General features: G+C 62.8%; 19 protein-coding genes and 1 pseudogene. 7 read left to right on the top strand and 13 right to left on the bottom strand.

Annotated elements, in window-relative coordinates; genetic code table 11:
- The first annotated feature begins 22 nt into the window (after positions 1-22).
- On the top strand, positions 23-658 hold the full coding sequence (locus LB541_RS22050) for a TetR family transcriptional regulator C-terminal domain-containing protein (protein ID WP_140495120.1): 636 nt from the start codon (positions 23-25) through the stop codon (positions 656-658).
- A 15-nt stretch (positions 659-673) separates the two neighbouring features.
- On the opposite strand, the gene LB541_RS22055 is transcribed toward LB541_RS22050, so the two are convergent.
- On the bottom strand, positions 674-1546 hold the full coding sequence (locus LB541_RS22055; RefSeq protein ID WP_140495117.1) for a helix-turn-helix transcriptional regulator: 873 nt from the start codon (positions 1544-1546) through the stop codon (positions 674-676).
- 101 nt (positions 1547-1647) lie between these two features.
- Here LB541_RS22055 and LB541_RS22060 point away from each other — a divergent pair, with 101 nt between their 5' ends.
- Together LB541_RS22060 and LB541_RS22065 are read left to right on the top strand one after the other, a co-directional pair.
- Positions 1648-2490 (top strand): SDR family NAD(P)-dependent oxidoreductase, encoded by an 843-nt coding sequence (locus LB541_RS22060; protein ID WP_140559503.1) that lies wholly within the window; start codon positions 1648-1650, stop codon positions 2488-2490.
- The gene (locus tag LB541_RS22065; RefSeq protein WP_140559502.1) at positions 2487-3209 is read left to right on the top strand and encodes an SDR family oxidoreductase; all 723 of its coding nucleotides are present in this window, start codon (positions 2487-2489) and stop codon (positions 3207-3209) included. Before LB541_RS22060 ends, LB541_RS22065 begins: the two co-directional genes overlap by 4 nt.
- A 9-nt stretch (positions 3210-3218) precedes the next feature.
- Here LB541_RS22065 and LB541_RS22070 read toward each other — a convergent pair whose 3' ends face one another.
- From LB541_RS22070 to LB541_RS22090, 5 genes are all read right to left on the bottom strand, one after another.
- Positions 3219-3596 carry a DoxX family protein gene (locus tag LB541_RS22070; protein WP_140559665.1) on the bottom strand — a complete coding sequence of 126 codons (378 nt, stop codon included), beginning with the start codon at positions 3594-3596 and terminating at the stop codon, positions 3219-3221.
- A gap of 69 nt (positions 3597-3665) precedes the next feature.
- Positions 3666-4124, bottom strand: coding sequence for a carboxymuconolactone decarboxylase family protein (locus LB541_RS22075; RefSeq protein WP_140495113.1), 459 nt, complete (start codon positions 4122-4124; stop codon positions 3666-3668).
- Positions 4125-4135: 11 nt separating this feature from the next.
- Positions 4136-4654 (bottom strand): RrF2 family transcriptional regulator, encoded by a 519-nt coding sequence (locus tag LB541_RS22080; RefSeq protein WP_140495111.1) that lies wholly within the window; start codon positions 4652-4654, stop codon positions 4136-4138.
- A gap of 109 nt (positions 4655-4763) precedes the next feature.
- Complete coding sequence (preA, locus tag LB541_RS22085) at positions 4764-6077, bottom strand: NAD-dependent dihydropyrimidine dehydrogenase subunit PreA (RefSeq protein ID WP_140495109.1); 1314 nt, start codon at positions 6075-6077, stop codon at positions 4764-4766.
- A gap of 2 nt (positions 6078-6079) precedes the next feature.
- The gene (locus LB541_RS22090; protein ID WP_140495107.1) at positions 6080-7444 is read right to left on the bottom strand and encodes an NAD(P)-dependent oxidoreductase; all 1365 of its coding nucleotides are present in this window, start codon (positions 7442-7444) and stop codon (positions 6080-6082) included.
- 300 nt (positions 7445-7744) lie between these two features.
- Here LB541_RS22090 and LB541_RS22095 point away from each other — a divergent pair, with 300 nt between their 5' ends.
- On the top strand, positions 7745-8521 hold the full coding sequence (locus LB541_RS22095) for a VOC family protein (protein WP_140495105.1): 777 nt from the start codon (positions 7745-7747) through the stop codon (positions 8519-8521).
- A gap of 72 nt (positions 8522-8593) precedes the next feature.
- On the opposite strand, the gene LB541_RS22100 is transcribed toward LB541_RS22095, so the two are convergent.
- Complete coding sequence (locus LB541_RS22100) at positions 8594-9082, bottom strand: hypothetical protein (protein WP_140656779.1); 489 nt, start codon at positions 9080-9082, stop codon at positions 8594-8596.
- Positions 9083-9282: 200 nt separating this feature from the next.
- Here LB541_RS22100 and LB541_RS22105 point away from each other — a divergent pair, with 200 nt between their 5' ends.
- Positions 9283-9675, top strand: a complete 393-nt coding sequence (locus tag LB541_RS22105) for a DoxX family protein (protein WP_140495101.1) — start codon at positions 9283-9285, stop codon at positions 9673-9675.
- Positions 9676-9696: 21 nt separating this feature from the next.
- On the opposite strand, the gene LB541_RS22110 is transcribed toward LB541_RS22105, so the two are convergent.
- The gene (locus tag LB541_RS22110) at positions 9697-12123 is read right to left on the bottom strand and encodes an FAD-dependent oxidoreductase (RefSeq protein ID WP_224619593.1); all 2427 of its coding nucleotides are present in this window, start codon (positions 12121-12123) and stop codon (positions 9697-9699) included.
- A 66-nt stretch (positions 12124-12189) separates the two neighbouring features.
- Positions 12190-13728: a trimethylamine methyltransferase family protein gene (locus LB541_RS22115; RefSeq protein WP_140516678.1), complete on the bottom strand. Its 1539-nt coding sequence runs from the start codon at positions 13726-13728 to the stop codon at positions 12190-12192.
- Here LB541_RS22115 and LB541_RS22120 point away from each other — a divergent pair.
- Both LB541_RS22120 and LB541_RS22125 read left to right on the top strand, forming a co-directional pair.
- Positions 13727-13930, top strand: a complete 204-nt coding sequence (locus LB541_RS22120; protein ID WP_140516680.1) for a hypothetical protein — start codon at positions 13727-13729, stop codon at positions 13928-13930. The two genes, LB541_RS22115 and LB541_RS22120, sit on opposite strands and share 2 nt — an antisense overlap.
- Before the next feature lie 16 nt (positions 13931-13946).
- Positions 13947-14537 (top strand): transglycosylase SLT domain-containing protein, encoded by a 591-nt coding sequence (locus tag LB541_RS22125; protein WP_140521244.1) that lies wholly within the window; start codon positions 13947-13949, stop codon positions 14535-14537.
- 448 nt (positions 14538-14985) lie between these two features.
- On the opposite strand, the pseudogene LB541_RS22130 reads toward LB541_RS22125, so the two are convergent.
- From LB541_RS22130 to LB541_RS22145, 4 genes and pseudogenes are all read right to left on the bottom strand, one after another.
- Positions 14986-17283 (bottom strand): annotated as a pseudogene (locus LB541_RS22130) (dipeptide ABC transporter ATP-binding protein); the annotation flags it as partial.
- A gap of 53 nt (positions 17284-17336) precedes the next feature.
- Complete coding sequence (locus LB541_RS22135; RefSeq protein WP_140495091.1) at positions 17337-18494, bottom strand: ABC transporter permease; 1158 nt, start codon at positions 18492-18494, stop codon at positions 17337-17339.
- Between the two features lie 12 nt (positions 18495-18506).
- Positions 18507-19541 carry an ABC transporter permease gene (locus tag LB541_RS22140; RefSeq protein ID WP_140521245.1) on the bottom strand — a complete coding sequence of 345 codons (1035 nt, stop codon included), beginning with the start codon at positions 19539-19541 and terminating at the stop codon, positions 18507-18509.
- Positions 19542-19690: 149 nt separating this feature from the next.
- The gene (locus tag LB541_RS22145; RefSeq protein WP_140648692.1) at positions 19691-21349 is read right to left on the bottom strand and encodes an ABC transporter substrate-binding protein; all 1659 of its coding nucleotides are present in this window, start codon (positions 21347-21349) and stop codon (positions 19691-19693) included.
- Between the last annotated feature and the right edge of the window lie 57 nt (positions 21350-21406).

The raw sequence follows: 21406 nt of genomic DNA on the forward strand, positions 1-21406 counted from the left end.
TTCAACACGAGGGCGCGCAACGGTGAACACCAGCACGGAAGCCCCTCGCCGTACCCGCATCCAGCAGGAGAAGCGCGAACTCATTCTCGAAGCCGCGCTCGAGGTGTTCTCCACCAATGGCTTCCGCGGCTCGACCATCGACCAGATCGCCGAAGCCGCTGGGATGTCGAAGCCCAACCTGCTCTATTACTTTCGCCGCAAGGAAGACATTCACGAGACGCTGATGCAGCGCCTGCTCGACACATGGCTGGCGCCGCTCAGGGAACTCGACGACATCGGCGATCCCCTGACCGAGCTCAGGAGCTACATCAGGCGCAAGCTTGAAATGGCGCGCGATTTTCCGCGCGAGAGCCGGCTGTTCGCCAACGAGATTCTGCAGGGCGCACCACGCATCATGCCCTTGCTGACCGGCGAACTGAAGACGCTGGTCGACGAGAAGGCAACCGTCATCAAGGGCTGGATGCGCGCTGGCAAGATCGCCAGGACGGATCCTTGGCACCTGATCTTCTCGATCTGGGCGACGACCCAGCACTATGCCGATTTCGACGTCCAGGTCCGCGCCGTGCTCGGCCCGAACCGCGGCGGCGACGGCCGCTTCGAGGACGCAGCGAGATTCCTGGAGCAATTATTTCTCGACGGGTTGAAGCCGAAGGCCTGACCCTGCGCTGAAGGCTCAGGCGCTGCGCCGCTCGGCCGGCAGTGCATCAAGCAAGCTCTGCAGCTTGGCGATCGAGTTCTGCTCGGCCAGCGGCGTGTAGACGACCAGCCGCATGTCGGATCCATCGTCAATCGACAGGCTCATATGCTCGAAGGCCATGGCGCCGGCCGTCGGATGGCGGACGTGCTTCAGACCCGTCAGCTTTCGCGCTACGTCACGTCGGGGCCACCAATCGCGGAACTCGGGGCTCGAGCGCATCATCAGCGCGATCAGCCGGTCGAAATCGGGATCACCGACATATTTGGCGCTTTCGGCGCGAAACGAAGCGAGCACCACGCGAGCAAGCTCTTCCCAGTCGACGAGCAGGCGACGGTGCTGCGGGCTTGTAAACACCATGTGGACGATGTTGCGGGCGTCGCCTTCCAGCAAGCCATAATCGCCGAACACCGCGACGGCTGCCGGGTTCCAGGCGAGCACGTCCCAGCGCCGGCCAACCACATAAGCGGGTTGCAGCACAAGACTTTGCAGCATGTGCAGCAACGGCCCGTCGACCTTTTCGGGCGTTGCCCCACGACGCTCCGGCTGTTGGCGGCCGGCGAGGATGAACAAATGCCGCTTCTCGACAGCGTCGAGGCGCAGCGCCTCGCAGAGCGCCGCCAGCACCTCCACCGAGGGCCTGACATCCCTGCCTTGTTCCAGCCAGGTGTACCAGGTGGTGCCGACACCGGCGATCATCGCCACCTCCTCGCGCCGCAGGCCCGGCGTGCGCCGCCGCGCGCCGCAGGCAATGCCGGCGGCCTGTGGCGAAAGCCTCTCGCGGCGCGAGCGCAGGAAGGCGCCGAGCTCGCGCCGGCGGCTGTCTTCAGCGGAATGAGAAGGAGCATCCATGACCCTATTATAGCAGTACCGATACCAGGATAAAGTTTGAACTGTTTGGCGCGCACCCGCTGCCCCATCTTCTGTCGAGAGCAACGAATGGAGGCTCAAACATGGACCTGAAAGACAAGACAATCCTGATCACCGGCTCGACCGACGGTGTCGGCCGGGTCGTCGCGCAACGGCTGGGCGCAGGTGGCGCCCGGGTGCTGGTGCACGGACGCGACGCGGCGCGCGGCAAGGCCACGGTCGCGGACATCGAGGCGGCCGGCGGCAAGGCCGAGTTCTTCGCAGCCGACCTCGCCTCGCTGGCCGAGGTGCGCCGGCTCGCCGAGGCCGTGCGTGAAAAAACCGCTCGGCTCGACATCCTCATCAACAATGCCGGTGTCGGCACGGCTGGCCAAAACGCCAAAAGGCAGGTCAGCGCCGACGGCTATGAACTGCGCTTCGCCGTCAACTATCTCGCCGGCTTCCTGCTTACGGAGGGATTGCTGCCCCTGCTGAAGGCCAGCGCGCCGGCGCGTATCGTCAACGTCGCCTCGGCGGGCCAGCAGGCCATCGACTTTAGCGACGTCATGCTTACCCATGGCTACAGCGGCGTGCGCGCCTACTGCCAGAGCAAGCTGGCGCAGATCCTGTTCACCATCGATCTCGCCGAGCAGCTCAAGGGCAGCGGGGTTACCGTCAACGCCCTGCACCCGGCGAGCTACATGAACACCACGATGGTCCGGCAGGCAGGCGTCACGCCATGGAGCTCGGTGGAGACCGGCGCCGAGGCCATTGTCAATCTCGCCACCTCCCCCGCGCTCGAAGCGCGCAGCGGCCTCTATTTCGACGGCCTGCGCGAATCCCGCGCCGACGCCCAGGCTTACGACGCCAGAGCAAGACAACAATTGCGCGACTTGAGCCTCGACCTTGTCGGGCAGGCTACAGTGAAGAGGGAAGAGCGTTCATGACCAGCAAGATCGAACACACAGTCGTCATCGGCGGCTCGTCTGGCATCGGCCTGGCGACGGCGCGCAAACTGCTCGGCCCCGGCATGAAGGTGACCATCACCGGGCGCAATCAGGACAAGCTCGTCAGCGCATGGAAAAGTCTCGGTGGCGCCGCTGACAAGGCGGCATTCGATGCGTCAAAGCCGAATGAAGTGCGCCACTTCTTCGAGCGTCTCGGCCCGTTCGACCATCTCGTTCTGGCCGCGAGCGGCGGCAAGGGTCTTGGCCCATTCCAGACGCTTGACCTTGCCGATATCGCTGGCGGCGTCGACGAAAAGGTGCGACCGCAATTGTCCTGCCTGCAGGCGGCCTTGCCGACGCTGGACAAATCAGGATCGGTCACCTTCATCTCGGCGGTATCCGCCCAGCTCGCCACGCCGGGCGTCGCCGGCATCGGCGCCGTCAATGGCATGCTCCTGACGGTGGCGCCGGTCCTGGCCGTCGAACTGAAGCCGCTGCGCGTCAACGTCGTGGCGCCCGGCGTCATCGACACACCCTGGTGGGACTTTCTGCCGGACGAGCAGCGACAAGCGGTCTTCGCGGAATATGCCGGCAAGACGCCGGTCGGCCGCATCGGCCGCGCCGAGGACGTCGCCTCGGCCATAGCCTTCCTCGTCTCCAACGGCTTCATGACCGGCCAGGTGCTGACCTGCGATGGTGGTTTGCGGTTCGCGGCCTAGCTGCAACCGTCAAAGCGATTGGGCGATCAGCGTCAGGAAACCGCCGCTCAGCGCGACATTGCCAACAAAACCATTGATACGCGACGCACGCTCCTGTCCCTGATGGTCCCAGAAATTGTGGACCATCGGCGTGGCGACGATCAGGAACATCACCAGCGCCATACAGGCAATCGCGGTCCAGAAGCCCGCCATCACCAGCACGCCGGCGACGATCTGCAATACGATGCCGACCGACAGCGCCAGCCGCGCCTGCGGCACGCCTCGCGCGGCCATCAGCCCCGTCAAGAAGCCCGCGTTCTGAATGTTGCGCAGGCCGGCGAAGACAAACCCGCCGCCAAGCAACAGCCGGCCGAGAACCAACAAGGCGGCGGGCAAATCGGCAAGCATCAAACGCTCTCCCTTTGAAATAATGGGAGCGCCGCCTCCCTTGGCGGCGCTCCGATCGTGATCGAACAATCAGGCGGCCTTGGCGGCAGGCATCGGATGAATGGCGTGGAACGGAATGCAAAGCCGGTTCCAGGTATTGATCATGCCCAGCGCCACGGAGAGCTTGACCAACTCCTCTTCCGAGAAATGTTCCAGCGTGCGGGCATAGAGTTCGTCCGAAACACCATTGTTGGCGATCAGCGTCACGGCCTCGGTCCAGGCCAAAGCGGCGCGCTCGCGCTCCGAAAACAGCGGCGATTCCTTCCAGGCCGAAACCAGATAAAGCCGCTGTTCGGTCTCGCCGTCGCGCCTCGCCTCACGGCTGTGCATCTCGACACAGAAGGAGCAGCCATTGATCTGTGAGGCCCTGAGCTTGATCAGGTGCAGCAGGCTTTCCTCGAGCCCGCATTCGTCGACCGCCTTATTGAGCGCCGACACCGCTTTCATGATCTCGGGCGCCTTGGCGAAGAACTGGAGCCTCTGTCTCATCATCTTTCCTTTCATGCTTGCTTGGTTGAACTGGATTTCTGCTGCCGCTGGTGGCGCTCGGTGAAAGCGCAGCTTGCCGCGACCGACCGCGGATCGGCGCCTTTCATGAAGTCCGACACGATGTCGGACAGCCTGACCTCGGCCAGCGCCGCGCGATAGGCGCGCTCCGCCTTCAGCATCGCAGCATTGATGCCGCACGGCCTGACATAGGCCGATGCATCGAGTTTCGTCGGGCCGCGCTGGCGGATTTCGCCGCATCGGAAAGCCGGCTCGCGCCCTTCGACCGCCAGCACGATGTCCAGCAGCGTGATGCGTTCGGCCGGTTTCGCCAACCGGTAGCCGCCCGCCGGCCCAGGAACGGATTCCAGGATGCGCGCAGCGGTGAGCATGTTGAGATGTTTCAGGAGATAGCTCGGCGACAGGCCAAACGCCTCCGCCAGGGCCGCACCTGGCATGGTGCTGTCGCCATCGACGCCAGCCAGCGTCGCCGCGCAGTGGATGGCCGCTTCGACGCCATCGCCGAGTTTCATGATACCAATCTCCAATACATGGATAACTTATATCCTGGATATTTTGTATCTGCAATAGCAAAATGAAAACGGCGCCCGAGGACGCCGCTTTTTCCTTGATTGTTCCGCCCTACTCCGCCGCCACCTTGGCCATTGGGTTGTTCGGGTGCGTGGTCCAGTTGGCGTAGACCGGCGACACAGGCATGCCGGTGCGCTGGTCCATCACCCCGGCGGCCAGCGGCTCCATGGTGATGCAGTTGTCAACCGGGCAGACATTGACGCAAAGATTGCAGCCGACGCATTCGGCCTCGATCACCTCGAAATGCCTGACGCCGTCGACCATGCTGGTGATCGCCTGATGCGAGGTGTCCTCGCAGGCGATGTGGCAGCGGCCGCATTTGATGCAGGCATCCTGGTCGATATGCGCCTTGGCGACATAGTTGAGGTTGAGATACTGCCAGTCCGTGACATTGGGCGTGGCACGGCCGATGATGTCGTCGAGCGAGCGATGGCCCTTCTCGTCCATCCAGTTTTCGAGACCGGCGATCATCTCCTGCACGATCTTGAAACCGTAGGTCATCGCGGCCGTGCACACCTGCACGTTTCCGGCGCCGAGCGCCATGAACTCGGCAGCGTCGCGCCAGGTGGTGATACCGCCAATGCCGGAGATCGGCAGCCCCTGCGTTTCGGGGTCGCGCGCGATCTCGGCCACCATGTTCATGGCGATCGGCTTCACCGCAGGGCCGCAATAACCGCCATGCGAGCCCTTGCCGTCGATGGTCGGCATCGGCGCGAAGCTGTCGAGATCGACGCCGGTGATCGAGTTGATGGTGTTGATCAGCGACACCGCGTCGGTGCCGCCGGCATGTGCTGCTCGCGCCGGCTTGCGGATATCGGTGACGTTGGGCGTCAGCTTGGTGATGACGGGCATGCGCGTGTACTGCTTGCACCAGCGCACAACCATTTCGATATATTCCGGCACCTGGCCGACGGCGGCGCCCATGCCGCGCTCCGACATGCCGTGCGGGCAGCCGAAATTGAGCTCGATGCCGTCGGCGCCGGTTTCCTCGACAAGCGGCAGGATCGCCTTCCAGCTTTCCTCGACGCAAGGCACCATGATCGAGGCGATCAGCGCCCGGTCGGGCCACTCCATCTTGACCTGCTTCATCTCACGCAGATTGGTCTGCAAGTCGCGGTCGGTGATCAGCTCGATGTTGTTGAGGCCGAGCAGACGGCGGTCGGCGCCCCAGATCGCGCCGTAGCGTGGGCCATTGACGTTGACCACCGGCGGGCCCTCTTCGCCCAGCGTCTTCCAGACGACACCGCCCCAACCGGCCTTGAAGGCGCGCACGACATTGTAGGCCTTGTCGGTCGGCGGCGCCGAGGCCAGCCAGAACGGATTGGGCGATTTGATGCCGACGAAATTATTCCTGATATCTGCCATGCTCATGCCCTCCCGTTCGAGGTCAGTGCCCGGTGAATGGATTCCGCCGCATCACGCCCTTGCGCCACGGCCGAAACGGTCAGGTCGTCGCCACCGAATATGCAGTCGCCGCCGGCCCAGACCTTGGCCAGCGAGGTGCGCCCTTCCGCATCGACCTTGATGCGCCCGGCCTCGAGCTCGATCGCAGCACCGCTGCCGTTGAGCGCAGCGGGGACGAAACTCTGTCCGATCGCCTTGAACACCTGGTCGGCAACGAGGGTCAGCGTCTCGCCGGTGCCGGCAAGACTGTCGCCGTTCATGGCGGTGTATTCAAGCTCGATGGCATTGACCTTGCCGCCTTCGGCAATCACCCGCTTCGGCTGTAGCCAGTGTCGGATGACGACGCCGTTGGCGGCCGCCAGGTCCTGCTCGAATTCGGAAGCATTCATATGTTCCTGGCCGCGCCGGTAGCAGATCGTCACCTCCTCGGCGCCAAGCAGCTTCGACTGCACCGCGGCATCGATCGCCGTCATGCCGCCGCCGATGACGACGACGCGGCGGCCGACCGGCAGGCCGGAGAGATCGCTGGCTTGGCGCAGCTCGGAGATGAACTCGACGGCGTTGGTGACGCCCACGGCGGCCTCGCCATCGGCGCGCAGCGCATTGACGCCGCCGAGCCCCATGCCCAGAAACACCGCGTCATAATTGCGGATCAGGTCGGAGAGCTGATAGTCGCGGCCGAGCGCCTTACCGTTCTGGATATCAATCCCGCCAATCGAGGTGACGTACTCGACCTCGGCTTGGGCGAAATTGTCGACGCTCTTATAAGCGGCGATGCCGTATTCGTTGAGCCCGCCCGCCTTCGCGCGCGCTTCCAGGATTGTGACGTCGTGGCCATGGCGGGCGAGCCGATGTGCGGCGGCAAGGCCGGCCGGCCCGGCGCCCACCACGGCGACCGCCTTGCCTGTCGGTGCGGCACGTGGATAAAATTGCCTGTTCTCGCTCATCGCGATATCGGTGGCATAGCGCTGCAGCCGACCGATCTGCACCGGCTTGCCTTCCGCCACTTCGCGCACGCAGACCTCCTCGCACAGCGTTTCGGTCGGGCACACGCGGGCGCACATGCCGCCCAGAATGTTCTGGTCGAAAATGGTCTTGGCCGAGCCGATCGGATTGCCCGTGGAGATCTGGCGGATGAACAGTGGAATGTCGATCGAGGTCGGGCATGCGTTCATGCACGGCGCGTCGTAGCAGAAATAGCAGCGGTCGGCTTCGACCAGCGCCTCGTGGTGGTCGAGCGGCGGATGCAGGTCGGAAAAATTGTCCGCATACTGATCGGCAGGCAGCCGGCCGCCTGCAATGCCTTCCCTGAACTGGCCTTCTGCCATCGTCAGTTCCCCTTGTTTTCGTTTTAGGGAAGGCTAGCACGTTTTATTTTTTTATCAATTGGTCAATTTTCTACATAAGCCTCTGAAAAGGCTCGAATAAAACATGATAATTTAGTTCACGTTTAATATCGTAATGCGCGAATGTCGAACCTTCGAGGAAGGACGGTCCGCTAAGCGGCAGGCCGTAATCATGGCATGCCTGTCGAGCCGCAATTTTTCCTCCGCTGTCGGATTTCCGTCTCGAAGATCGTCCTATGATGGATCGAAGGACGATCGACGCAAAAGGTGAGGAGACCGACGATGCCGAAATCCCCAATGCCCTTCTTCTGGTACGAATTGATGACATCAGACCTCGACGCCGCCGAGGCGTTCTATACCAAGGTGGTCGGCTGGACCGCGCAAGCCTTCGACAAGGCTCCCGGCATGCCGCGCTACATCGTCATGAATGTCGGCGAGCGTGGCGTCGGCGGGCTGATGACGATGCCTGAGGATGCCGCCAAGATGGGCATGCCTCCCGCCTGGCTTGGCTACATCCACACCAGGGATGTCGATGCTGCCGCGGCGTCGCTGCAGAAGGCCGGCGGCGCCGTTCATCGCCAGCCCGACGACATTCCGGGCGTCGGCCGCTTCGCCGTCGTCGCCGATCCGCAAGGCGCGACCTTCATGTTCCTGCAGCCGAACGGGCCCGACCAGCCGGTCGTGCCGGCCAGCACGCCGGGCCATATCGGCTGGCACGAGCTTTACACAACCGACTGGAAGGCCGCGTTCGACTTCTATTCCAGCCAGTTCGGATGGACCAATGCCGGCGATTTCGACATGGGGCCGATGGGAACCTATCAAACCTTCGCGGCCGGCCCCGAATCCGGTGGCGGCATCATGAACAAACCCGAACAGATCCCGGTGCCGGTCTGGCAGTTCTATTTCAACGTAACCGCCATCGACGCGGCGGCAAAACAGGTGACCGACAATGGCGGCAAGATCCTAATGGGCCCGATGGAGGTCCCCGGCGGCAGCTGGATCGTGCAGTGCCAGGATCCGCAAGGCGCCCATTTCGCCTTGATGGCGCCCGGACGGTAAGGGGCTCAACGTCGCACAGGAGGACGGCCTTTGATCGTAAGATTGAGGGCCGTGTCCTCGCTTGGCGCCGAGCTATTCCGGCGTCAGCACCGCGACTTTCAGGCCTGCCTTTTTTGCACCGCTGAACTGGACGGTGGCCGGGCCGGGCGCAAGCTTGAACCGAACGCTTTTGCGAATGTCCGGACAGGTCTTGACCCCGCTGTAGCCGGCCAATTTCACGGTATGGCCGTCTTGAATGACATCGATCCAGGCTTCGCCCGACAAGCTTATCTGGATGCCCCCTTCCGGCGGCACAACCATGCTGGCGACAGCGCCGAACGTGCCAGGCGCCGGGGCACGTTCCGGCGGGAGGGCGAATTCCGCTGTCTCGGCCGGCACCAGAACCAGATCGGCGGCAGCGCCGATCGCCAGCGTCGTCCCCGACGCAGCAGAAGGAGGCGCGGCGAACAGCGCCTGCTCGCGCGTTACCGGCCATTTGAAAGCCTCGCAGCCGGCATCCTCGGCCATCGCGAAGCTGGTACCGGCAAGGATTGCGAAAAAGCTGATGACGACTTTTTTCATGGCGAGAGACCCCCGAACGATTTCAACTATCTACAAATCGATACAACCATAGGGATAATAATGCAACCTTAGGGAGAAAATATCGACGCGTTGCGGAACATCTCGCATCACCGATTGTTGATGTTAGGTAGCGGGAAGTGAATGGTCCATTTCAGGGCGATAATCTAGGTCGGGCCGGGAGGGCGAAAACGGAGTTTCAGATGGCGCTTTTTGAAGGCTTGGCCCGATACCAGCCACAGGCGCTCGGCGTTCTGCGCATCATAACCGCGCTGCAGTTCATCGAGCATGGCAGCCAGAAGCTGTTCAATTTCCCGGCAAGCGCCGAACCCCACGCCCTCAGCGGGTTGACGCTGACAGCCGGCATTCTCGAGTTCGCCGGCGGCATCCTGCTCGCGCTGGGGCTGTTCACCCGCCCAGTCGCCTTCCTTCTGGCCGGCGAGATGGCGATCGCCTATTTCATGGCGCACATGCCGCGCGGCTTCTTCCCGGTCAACAATGGCGGCGATTTGGCGATCTCGTTCTGCTTCATCTTCCTCTATCTGTTCTTCGCCGGCCCTGGCGCCTTTGCGCTCGACAATCGCCGCGCTGCCTGATGCGAGCCGGATGCGGATTGTTCACGCCCGCATTCGCTCCAAATTGGCGTCGAACAACGGTACCGGCTGCATGCGTGCGGCATGGCGCTTGCCGAGGATTTCGATCTCGAAGCCTTCGCTCTCCTCGGCGATCTCCTTCGGCACGTAGCCCATGGCCACCGATTTCCTTGAATGATGCGCATAGCCGCCTGACGTCACCCAGCCACGCACCGTGCCGCCGAACCAGATCGGCTCGTCGCCGATGACATCGGCGTCGGCAGCCTCGACGATGAAGGCGCGCAGCCTGAGCTTGCCGCCCTGCCTGCGCTCTGCCAACGCCCCGGTCTTGCCTATGAAATCGGCTTCCTTGCCATAGGCGACAAAGCGATCGAGCCCTGCCTCCAGCGGTCCGTAGATCGGCCGGTATTCGCGCGCCCACGAGCCATAGTTCTTTTCCAGCCGCAGTGCGTTCAGCGCACGGGAGCCGAACAGGCCAATGCCGAACTCCTCGCCCGCCGCCATCAGCGCCTGGAACGCCGCGCGCTGATATTCCGGCGCCACCCAGATTTCATAGCCGAGATCACCGGTGTAGCTGACGCGGCCTACCAGGCACGGCGCCATGCCAATATCCATCTTGCCGATGGCCATGAAGGGAAAGGCGGCGTTCGAGACGTCCGTCCGCGTGACCTTGGCCAGCACGTCCCGCGCCTTCGGCCCGGCGACGGCAAGGCCGGTGAGTTTCGCGCCCGAAGCCTCGATGCGGACAGAACCATCCGCGGGCAGATGCTTTTCGAACCAGCGCATATGGTACTGCTCGGCAATGCCGGAACCGGCGATGAACCACTCCTCGCCGCCGAGATTGGCCAGCGTGAAATCGCCGATGAGCTTGCCGTCCTCCTTCAGCATAGGCGCCAGCGTCATGCGGCCTGGCCTCGGCAGCTTGCAGGCGAGCAGCCGGTCGAGCCATGCGGCAGCACCCTCGCCTGTCACGCCGTATTTGGCGAAATTCGAAATCTCGGCGAGGCCGACGCCCCCGCGAACGTTTGCAACCTCCCTGCCGACATGCGCGAAATCGCTCGAGCGACGCCACGAGAACTCGTCCTTGACGCCTTCGGGCGCGTACCAGAGCGGGACTTCCAGCCCATAGGACACGCCCCATTGCGCGCCCTTGGCCGACAGCAGGTCATAGACCGGCGTGGTCTTCAGCGGCCGTCCGGCGGGCAATTCCTCATTGGGGAAGCGTATCGAAAAGCGCCTGGAATAGTTCTCGCGCACCTTAGCGTTGGTGTAGGCCATCGTCGCCCAGTCGCCATAGCGCGACACGTCCATGGCCCAGATGTCGGCGCCGGGATCGCCCTCGATCATCCAGTTGGACAGCGCGAGCCCAACGCCGCCGCCCTGGCTGAAACCGGCCATGACGCCGCAGGCCACCCAGAAGCCCGGCAAACCGCGCACCGGCCCGACCAGCGGGTTGCCGTCAGGCGCGAAGGTGAAGGGTCCGTTGATGATCTGCTTGATGCCGGTGTTCTGAAAGGCCGGGAAATGCCGGAAGCCGACTTCCAGCGACGGCGCGATGCGGTCGATGTCCGGCTCCAGCAATTCATGGCCGAAATTCCACGGCGTCTGGTGCTCGGACCATGCCTTGTTGGCCTTCTCATAGGTGCCCATCAGCATGCCGCCGCGCTCCTGGCGCAGATAGAGCTCGCCGTCGAAATCGACGGCGTGGATGATCTCGGTGCCGGTCTTGGCGTTCCAGGCGGCGACCTCCGGCATGTCCTCGGTGATCAGGTACATGTGCTCCATGGCCAGCACCGGCAGTTCGAGCCCGACCATGCGGCCGACCTCGCGCGCCCAAAGGCCACCGGCGTTGACGACATGCTCGGCCACGACCTCGCCCTTGTTGGTGATGACGCGCCACAGCCCGTCGGGACGCCGCACGATGTCCTCGACCTTGGTGAAGCGCTCGACCTCGGCGCCCAGCTTACGCGCAGCCTTGGCATAGGCATGGGTGACGCCGGAGGGATCGAGATGGCCGTCCTCCTTGTTGCGGACAGCGCCGACGAACTGCTTGGGGTCGAGCAGAGGCATCAGTTCGGCCGCTTCTTTCGGCGAGATTTCTTCGAGATCGATGCCGAGATAGCGACCCTTGGCGACGACGCCACGCAGCCAGTCGAGCCGTGCCTCGGTCGCCGCCAGCAGCACGCCGCCGGTCAGATGCACGCCGGTCGCCTGGCCGGAAAGCTCCTCGATCTCCTTGTAGAGGTTGATCGTGTATTTCTGCAGCTTGGCGACGTTGGGATCGCCATTGATCGTGTGCATGCCGCCGGCCGCGTGCCACGTCGAGCCTGAAGTCAGCTCGTCTCGCTCCAGAAGCACGACGTCGGTCCAGCCATGGCGGGCGAGATGGAACAGCACGGAACACCCGACAACCCCGCCGCCAATGACCACGACCTTTGCATGCGATTTCATGGGTTCTTCTCTGATATCAGTGAGTTGGATGGGCTAGATGATTCAAAACGGGACGTTCGTGGCGCATCACGGCTCGCCCGCCCCAATCGCTTCCTTGCGCTTGGTCACGTAGGCCTCCAGCGCTTCGCGCACGGTGACGTCCATCGGCGGCTCGACATAGTCTTCGAGCGCCTTCTTCCACAACCGCGTGGCGCGCGCGGTTGCGTCGAGGCCGCCGGCTTCCTGCCAGGCTTCAAAATTCTGCCAGTTCGAAAGCATCGGCTGATAGAAGGCCGTCGCATAACGTTCCAGCGTGTGCGGCTCGCCGAAGAAATGGCCGCCGGTCGGCACCGTGCCCAGCGCCTCGACGGCAAGCTCGGCCTCGTCGACCACGATCGGGCGCAAAAACTCCATCATGTGCTGGATCATTTCGACGTCGATGATGAATTTCTCGAACGACGCCGTCAGCCCGCCCTCCTGCCAGCCGGCGGCGTGATAGACGAGGTTGCCGTGGCCGAGCACAGCGCCCCACAGCGCCATCAACGTCTCGTAAGCGCCTTGCGCATCGGCGGCGTTGGAGGCCGAGCCCGGCGTTGTTCGGTAGGGCAGCCCGTAACGCCGTGCCAATTGCCCCGACGCGATGTTGGCCTTGGTGTTTTCAGGCGTGCCGAAGGCCGGCGCGCCCGACTTCATGTCGACATTGGAGGTAAAGGCGCCATACATGACCGGCGCGCCCGGACGCACAAGTTGCGTCAGGACTACGCCGAACAGTGCTTCCGCATTCTGCTGCGCGAGCGCACCCGCCAGCGTCACCGGGCTCATCGCGCCCATCAGCGTGAACGGCGTCACTGCCACAGACTGGCCGAATTCGGCCATCGTCATCAGCCCCTCGGCCATCATCTCGTCGAAACGGCGCGGCGAGTTGACCGAGATGATGGTGGCGATGCCGGGATCGTCGCGCAACTGGTCCAGCGTCAGCCCGCGCGCGATCGCCATCATCTCGATCCCGTCCAGCGCCCTGCCCCGGCCGATCGCCGAGACATGGAAGCTTTTGTCGGTCAGCGTCAGATTGGTGAAATAGGTGTCGAGATGGCGCGAATTGGCCGGCAATTCGACCGGCGCGCAGACCTGGTTGCCGAGCATGTGCACGCAGTTGAAATGCTGTGCCAGCCGGGTCAGGTCCGCATAGTCGCGCAAATTGCCGGGGCGGCGGCCCCGCGCCATGTCGTGCACGTTGGGCGGCCCCGCAACGAGCGTGAAATTGATTGTGTTGCCGCCGAGATGAACGGCGTTGGCCGGATTGCGCGGTGTAAGGGAATAATTGGACCGCGTCGTCTTCAGCGCCTCGTCGACCATGCCGCGGTCAATGCGCACGTTCGCCGACGCGTGGTCCACACTGGCACCGGCCTGCTCGAACAGCGAGAGCGCCCGCGGGCTCATCACCTCGATGCCGAAATTCTCCAATATGTGCATCGACGCCTGGTGGATCGCCTCGATCTGGTCGGGCGACAGCAAGGCCATCGGCGGATAAGGATTGGTCACCCGCCTCGCCGGCAGCTGCGGGATAGGCCCTGGTCCCCGGTTGCTGGTGCGCTCGGCGCCGCGCTTGCGTCTTGGTTCGTTCATGCCAGGCATCAAAGCCTCGGCAAACCGCGCCAGCTGTCAGAAATACGCCGTTTGCGGGCGCGATTTTAACCGAGGCGGCATTTTCGAAACATCGATTTATGAAAAGCGACAAGATATGTCGGGTGATCAATATGGCATTTTTCTGAAGCGCCCGCATCGGCGGCCCGTTAACGAGGGCAGCAAGATTCCCTTTATGATTTGAGCCTATTGCTCTGCCGATGCGTAGGTCGAGTTTTAGTAAAATTGTAGCGGTTGGTATGCTGCTGGCACTTTCGGCCTGTGCGACGGCCCCCAGCCACATCAACAATGTCTGCGCCGTCTTTGACCAGAATGACGGCTGGTTCGACAATTGGCAGTCGGCCGCCGAACGCGCCGAGCAGAAATACGGCGTGCCCGTCCCCGTGCTGATGGCGACCGTGCGCAAGGAATCGGGATTCAAGAGCAACGCCCGGCCGCCACGCACCAAACTGCTCGGTTTCATCCCATGGAAGCACGTCTCGTCGGCCACCGGCTTCTCGCAGGCGCTGGACGGCACCTGGTCGCAATATCAGAGCGAAACCGGCAACTGGGCGGCGCGCCGGACCAAATTCGCCGACGCCGTCGATTTCGTCGGCTGGTACCATTCCAAGACAGCGGATACCTACGGCGTCGCCCGCAACGACACCTACAATCTCTACCTTGCCTACTATCTCGGCTGGACCGCCTATGGCCGCGGCAATCGTGGCGATTCCGGCGTCCAGAGCTATGCCCGGGCCACCGACAAGATGGCCCGCGACTATGCCGAACAGCTAAGGCAGTGCGGCAGCTAAAGGGCTCCCGCTACAACGACAGCATCTGTCAGCGCGGCTTCCTGCCGAACACCTTGATGTATTCCGCCTCGCCGCCCTTGGCGAGCGCCTTCGCCTGCTTGACCCAGTCCTCGCGCTCGATGCGGCCCTGGAATCTCAAATGGTCGTCGACCCACTCCCGTTCGGCCTTCTTCCACGAGGCAATTTGAGCGTAGGTGAAGATACCGAGGCCATTGAGGATGGCTTCCGTCTTCGGACCCACGCCGGATATCAATTTCAAGTCGTCCGGCTTGGCAGGCTTGGAGATGCCGGCGGGTCGGTTCCTGTCGGCCGCGCCATCACGCGCCGCGCCTGGTCTGGCCGCACGGCCGCTAATTGGTGCGACACGCGCATTCTCTGCCTGGCGGCCCTCGCCAAGCGTTCTCGGCGTGAAAGGCGCGGAGGTCGCGTTGGCATCGGTCGCCGGTGCACCTGTTTCGGAGACCTCGTCGCGCACCTCGTGGCGGCGGGCTCGCCACACGGCTTCTGTCTCCTCGGCGTCCTCTCCCACCGCGCTGGCTTCCGCACTGGCGGTCTTGCCATGTGGTCGGTTGGGTGGCTGACCGGCAAAGCCCGGGCCGGCCCCATGCGGCGCGTCGTCCGGCACGCCCTCATGGTCGGCATGCTGCTTGTCGAACTTGATCACTGGCTCCATCGTCGCCAGAACGTCGTCCGAGAGCCAGCACAGGCTCATGTGCCCGCCGCCCAGGTTCTTTACCGGCGGCACCTTGGTTTCGCAGAGATTATCCGGCACCAGTCTCTTGTAGCCGCAGCGCGTCTGGAATGGACAGCCTGTCGGCGGGTTCATTGCCGAGGGTATGTCGCCCTCCAGCACGATGTGCTTCTTGACCACGCTGGTGTCGGCGATCGGGATCGCCGAAAGCAGTGCCTCGGTGTAGGGATGATAGGGCGGCGCGAAGATCTGGTCGGTCGTACCTTGCTCGACGATATAGCCGAGATACATGACGACGACCCGGTCGGCGATATAGCGCACGACCGACAAATCGTGGCTGATGAACAGCATCGTCGTCTTGTTCTTGCGCTGGATGTCCATCAGCAGCTCGGTCACCGCCGCCTGCACCGACACGTCGAGCGCCGAGACCGGCTCGTCGGCCACCACCACCTTGGCATCGCCGGCAAAGGCGCGCGCCACGCCGATGCGCTGCTTCTGGCCACCCGAAAGCTGGCGCGGCTTGCGGCTCTCGAAGGCGCGCGGCAGCTTCACCAGGTCAAGCAATTCCAGCATGCGCTTGCGCCGGTCGGCGACGGTCTTGCCGACGTTGAATTTTTCCAGTGTGCGGATGATCTGCGAGCCGACCGAATGGCTGGGGTTGAGCGTATCGAACGGGTTCTGGAACACCATCTGGATCGACGACACCGTGTCGACGCTGCGGCTCTCGATGCCGGTCGACTGGATTTCCTTGTTGGCGAGCGTGACCTTGCCGGAGCTCGCCGTCTCGAGCCCGAGCAGTACTTTGGCCAGCGTCGATTTTCCGCACCCGGATTCGCCGACAATGGCGACGGTTTCGGATTCGCGCGCCGTAAACGAAATCGTCTCATTGGCCTTGACGACGCGGCCCTCGCTTGAGCCGAACACCTCGCTGCCGCCAACCTTGTAGTATTTTCTCAAGTCCTCGATCTTGAGTACCGGTGCGCCAGGCACGACCTTCTCATTGACCTTTTTGGCGCCGGGCGGCAGGGCGTCCCAATCGATTTCGTTGAAGCGCACGCAGCGCGAGAAATGACCTTCATGTCCCGCGACTTCGATCATCGGGATTTCGGCGGCGTTGCAGACGCCCTCGACGAAATGGTGGCAGCGCGGACCGAAATTACAGCCCTTCGGCCTTTCATGCGGCAGGGGCAGCTGGCCGGGGATCGAGATCAGCGGCCGCGAGTTCTTGTCGGCGCCCGGCAGTGGAATCGAGCGGAAAAGGCCCTGCGTATAGGGATGGCGCATCCGGTCGAACACGTCCTTGATCTTGCCGGTCTCGACGGCCTCGCCCGAATACATCACCGTGATGCGGTCGCAGGTCTCCAGGATCAGGCCAAGATTGTGCGACACGAAGATCATCGAGGTGCCGAACTTCTCGCCCAGCCCCTTGACCAGTTCGACGATGCCCGCCTCCACCGTTACGTCGAGCGCCGTCGTCGGCTCGTCGAGGAGAAGCAGCGCCGGCTTCGACAGCAGCGCCATGGCGATGACGATGCGCTGCTGCTGGCCGCCCGAAAGCTGGTGCGGATAGGAGCGCATCATGCGTTCCGGATCGGGAAGCTTCACCGAGCGCACCATTTCGAGCGCACGTTTATAGGCCTCTTCCTTCGACACCTTGTCGTGGATCAGCGGCACTTCCATTAGCTGCTGGCCGATCTTCATCGCCGGGTTCAGACTCGCCATCGGCTCCTGGTAAATCATGGCGATCTTGTTGCCGCGGATGCTGCGCAGCTCCTCCTCGGAGAGCTCGCCCATGTCCTTTCCCTGGAACTTGATCTTGCCGCCGACGATCTTTCCGATGTTGGAGAGATCACGCATGATGCCGAGCGACACGGTCGACTTGCCGCAGCCGGATTCGCCAACAATGCCCATCGCCTCGCCGGGCATGACCGTGCAGGAAAAATCCATCACGGCCGGTATCTCGCCCTTGCGGGTGAAGAAGGAGATCGACAGGTTCTCGATCTCGATGATCGGCCCATTGTTCGGCCTGGCCGGATTTCGAACTGCCTCGTTCATGGGTCGCTCCAATCCTTGGTTTTTCCGGGCAAGTAGGGTCGAGGACCCCGCCATCAATCCTTCATCGATTGCTCGCGCAGGGAATCGGCGAGCAGGTTTAGCCCCAGTACGAACGACATCAGCGCGATCGTCGGCGGCAGTGCCGGGTGGATAAAGGAACGCAGCAGCCGGCTGGCATCCTTGATCGCCGTGCCCCAGTCGGGACTTTCCGGCGCCAACCCGAGGCCGAAATAGCCCAGCGTGCCGAGCAGGATGGTGGTGTAGCCGATGCGCAGGCAGGCATCGACGATCAGCGGTCCGCGCGCATTGGGCAGGATCTCCCACAGCATGATGTACCATGGCGATTCACCGCGCGTCTGGGCCGCCGCCACATAGTCCCGCGTCTTGATATCCATGGTCAGGCCACGCACGATGCGGAACACGCCCGGGCTAGAGGCGAACACCACCGCCACGAAGATGTTGAGCTGGTTGGGATCGATATGCACGATCTTCAGCGGGTCGGCATCGAACACCAGGCCGGCATAGATCCAGCCGCCGACCACCAGCGTCAGTCCGAGCAGGATGTAGATCCGGTCGGAACGGTTCTTGTAGCGCGTCCAGAACAGCACGCAGAAGAAAATAATCGGGAACAGGAAGAAAACGCCGGCCAGCGCGTAGGGGATCGGCGTGTCCATGATGCCCGGCGTCACCAGGAGGTAGAACAGCAGGATAACCGGGAAGGCCAGCACGAGATTGGCCAGGAACGACAAAACGGTATCGATCTTGCCGCCGTAATAGCCGGCCGGCAGGCCGAGCGTGATGCCGACCATAAGCGCGAAGCCGGTCGCCGCCGGCGCGATGATCAGGACGATCTGGCTGCCATAGACCATGCGTGAAAAGACATCGCGGGCGAGCTTGTCGCCACCGAACAGATAGGCGAGGCCCGATTGCGGTTCGATGGCTCCGGGCAGTGTATCCTTCATGATGGGAATCTGGCCGAGCGGATCGAAAGGCGAGATGGTCGAGGCGAAGATCGCCGTGAACAGCCAGAACAGGCAGATGGCCACCCCCGCTATGCCGACGCCGCTGTCGAACAGTTGGCCGTAGAGAGCCAGCTTCTTCTTGTAGAGGAAGCTCGCGCCCATGACGATGAGAAGCGCGAGCCAGACCGGCCAGAAGCGCCAGAGCACTTCGAGGACGACGGTGGAGGCACCGATATATTGGGCTTGCATGCGCCGTCTCCCCTACTGGACCCGAATGCGCGGATTGAGGAACGCGTAGCCGACATCGGAAATGAGCTGCGTGATCAGGACGATGAACACCGAGACCAGCGAGCAGCCGAGCAAAAGGTCGATGTCGTTGTTGCCGGCGGCCTCGACCAGTGTGTAGCCGAAGCCCTGATATCGGAACATCACCTCGACGATGACGACGCCGGTGAGCAGCCACGGAAACTGCAGCATGATCACGGTGAAGGGCGCGATCAGAGCGTTGCGCAGCGCGTGTTTGACCACCACGCTTTTGAAGGAAAGACCCTTCAGCCGGGCGGTGCGGATATATTGCTGCGTCATCACCTCGACCATCGAGGCACGCGTCATGCGCGCGATGTAGCCGATGCCGTAGATGGCCAGCGTGATCACCGGCAGCGTGAAGTTATAGAAGGTGATGCCCTGGCTTGCCGATGCGGCGGATCCGTTCAGCCAGCCAAGCCAGGAGGCGAAGATGACGGTAAAGATGACGCCCGATACGTATTCGGGCGTCGCCGTCGAGGCGATCGAGGCGACCGACAGCACCCGGTCGGTGCGCGACCCCTCGCGCATGCCGGCCAGGATGCCGATCAGCAGCGAGACCGGCACCATCACCGCCAGCACACAGAACATCAGGATGCCCGTGGCGCCGAGCGCAGGGAACAGCTTGGCGCCCACCGTGGTCTTGAATTTGGTCGAGCAGCCGAAATCACCCTGGAGCACGCCGGAGAACTTCGGCTCGGCCGGATCATTGCAGAAGGAGAAGCGCTGCGCCGGCTTACCGGTCGCCGGATCGGTTACCGGCTGCTTGGGCACGACGCCCAGCCATTGGCCGTAGCGCACGAAAAAGTTCTGCCGGTAGCCATGATTGACCAGCCAGCTCTCCAGCTGTTCGGCCGAGGTGTGCATCTCGGTCTGGCTGATCGCCAGCTTCTTCAGGTTGGGTTCCAGATTGACGAGGAAGAAGACGACCAGCGTCAGGCACAGCATCGTGAGCAGTATCGTGCCGATGCGTCTGGCGATGAATGAGAACATTGTACCCCCCTGCCGGCCGGGTTGGGGTCAGATAGGTTCAACCCTGTATCAAAAACCTTGTGACGTCGCGCCGCCGCTGCATCCAATGCAACGGCGGCGATGCCGCGGGAGCGAAAAGCGCTGGCGCCCCGCTCCCGACAGGCTGTGGGTCACGCCTGATCGAGCCAGACCTTGCCGAAATCGTGCTCGTAGGTGGGGTGCATCGAGTGGTTCTTCACCTCGGGCTTGATGTTGATGTAGAGCTTGCGCCAGTAAGGCTGGATGATAATGCCGGAATCCTGCAGCATCTGCTCGATGTCCTTCATCACCACCTTGCGCTTCTCCGCGTCGGCGATCCCGAGCGCCTCGTTGACCTTCTTGTCGAAGTCCGGATTGGCGTAGGCCGTCTCGTTCCAGGCTTCACCCGAGCGGTAGGCGATGGCGATGACCTGGATGCCAAGCGGACGCATGTTCCAGTTGGTTTCCGAGAACGGATATTTCGTCCAGTCGTTCCAGAAGGTCGAGCTCGGCAGCACGGTGCGCTTCACCTTGATGCCAGCCTCGCGCAGTTGGGCCGCGATCGCGTCCGTGGTGTTCTTGTGATAGTCCTCGTCGTTGCTGATCAGCTCGTGTTCGAAATCGATCACGCCGGCTTCCGTCAGCATCTGCTTGGCCTTGGCGATGTCGCGCTTGATCTTGGGCAGCTCGACATATTCGGGATGGATCGGCGCGACATGGTGGTTCTCGGCCGGCGTGCCGGCATTGCCGTAGCCGAGCTGCAGCACCACCGAGTTGTCGACGGCCAGGCACATCGCCTGACGCACTTTCTGGTCGCCGTAAGGCTTGGCGTTGACGTTGAAGCGCGACACCACGGTGGCGGCGGTCACGACCTCGGAAGGCGGCGCGCCGACGTCTGCGATGATCTTGACGTAGTCGGCGGTCGTCTCATGGTTGGTCTGAACTTCGCCCGATTCGAAGGCCGAAACCGTTGCGGCCGGATCGGTGCCGTAATCGATGAACTCGACGCCATCGAGGAAGGCTTCGCCCTGCCACCACTTGCCGGTCTCGCGGCGCTTGTAGACGACCTTCTGGCCGACGTCGTAGGAGACGAGCTCGAACGGACCCGTACCGATCGGGCAGTTCTTGAAGTTGGCGCCCTTCTCGTCGAAGCTCTTGTGCACCACCAGTGCCGGATAGTCGGTCAGGTTGGGGATGATGGCGATATCGGGCTTGGTGAGCTTCAGCTTGACGGTCATGTCGTCGACCTTGATGACCGACCCTTCGCGCAATTTCTTGGTCTTGTCATCGACGAGGCTGCCGAGGCGGCCCGGCATGGAGTTGCCTTCCGCGGCCTTGTCGGCCCAGCGGGTGAAATTGTAGATCACGTCGTCGGCGGTGAACTTGTCACCATTGTTCCATTCGACGCCCGGCCGCACATGCAGCGTGTACTCGGTGGCGTCGTCATTGATGTCCCAGCTTTCCAGGAGATAGGGCGCGAATGTGTACTGGTGGGTGTATTTCACCAGCGGCTCGAGCGCCTGCCTCTCGGCATTGGAGATTTCCGACCAGTCGGCCGTGCGCGGATCCTTGGGATCCTTCACCGACATTGCCACCTTGAGCACGCCGCCTTTCTTACCCTGCACGTCCTCGGCCCTGGCCGGCGTCGGGGCGGCGAGCCCCAGAAGGCCATAGGCCATGGCCGTCGAAGCGCCGAAGACGCTGGCAAGCGCGAGGAATTCGCGGCGATCGACCTTACCCGACTTAGCTTCTTCGGCCATGGCCAGGATGTGATCCGGAACGCTATCGCCATTACTCTTGTAGATTGTCATGACTAACTCCCATTGTTGGCTTTCCGCCGATTAACATTCCGCATCCAGGCCATGATG

The organism is Mesorhizobium sp. BR1-1-15 (assembly GCF_020165475.1).
Lineage (GTDB): Bacteria > Pseudomonadota > Alphaproteobacteria > Rhizobiales > Rhizobiaceae > Mesorhizobium.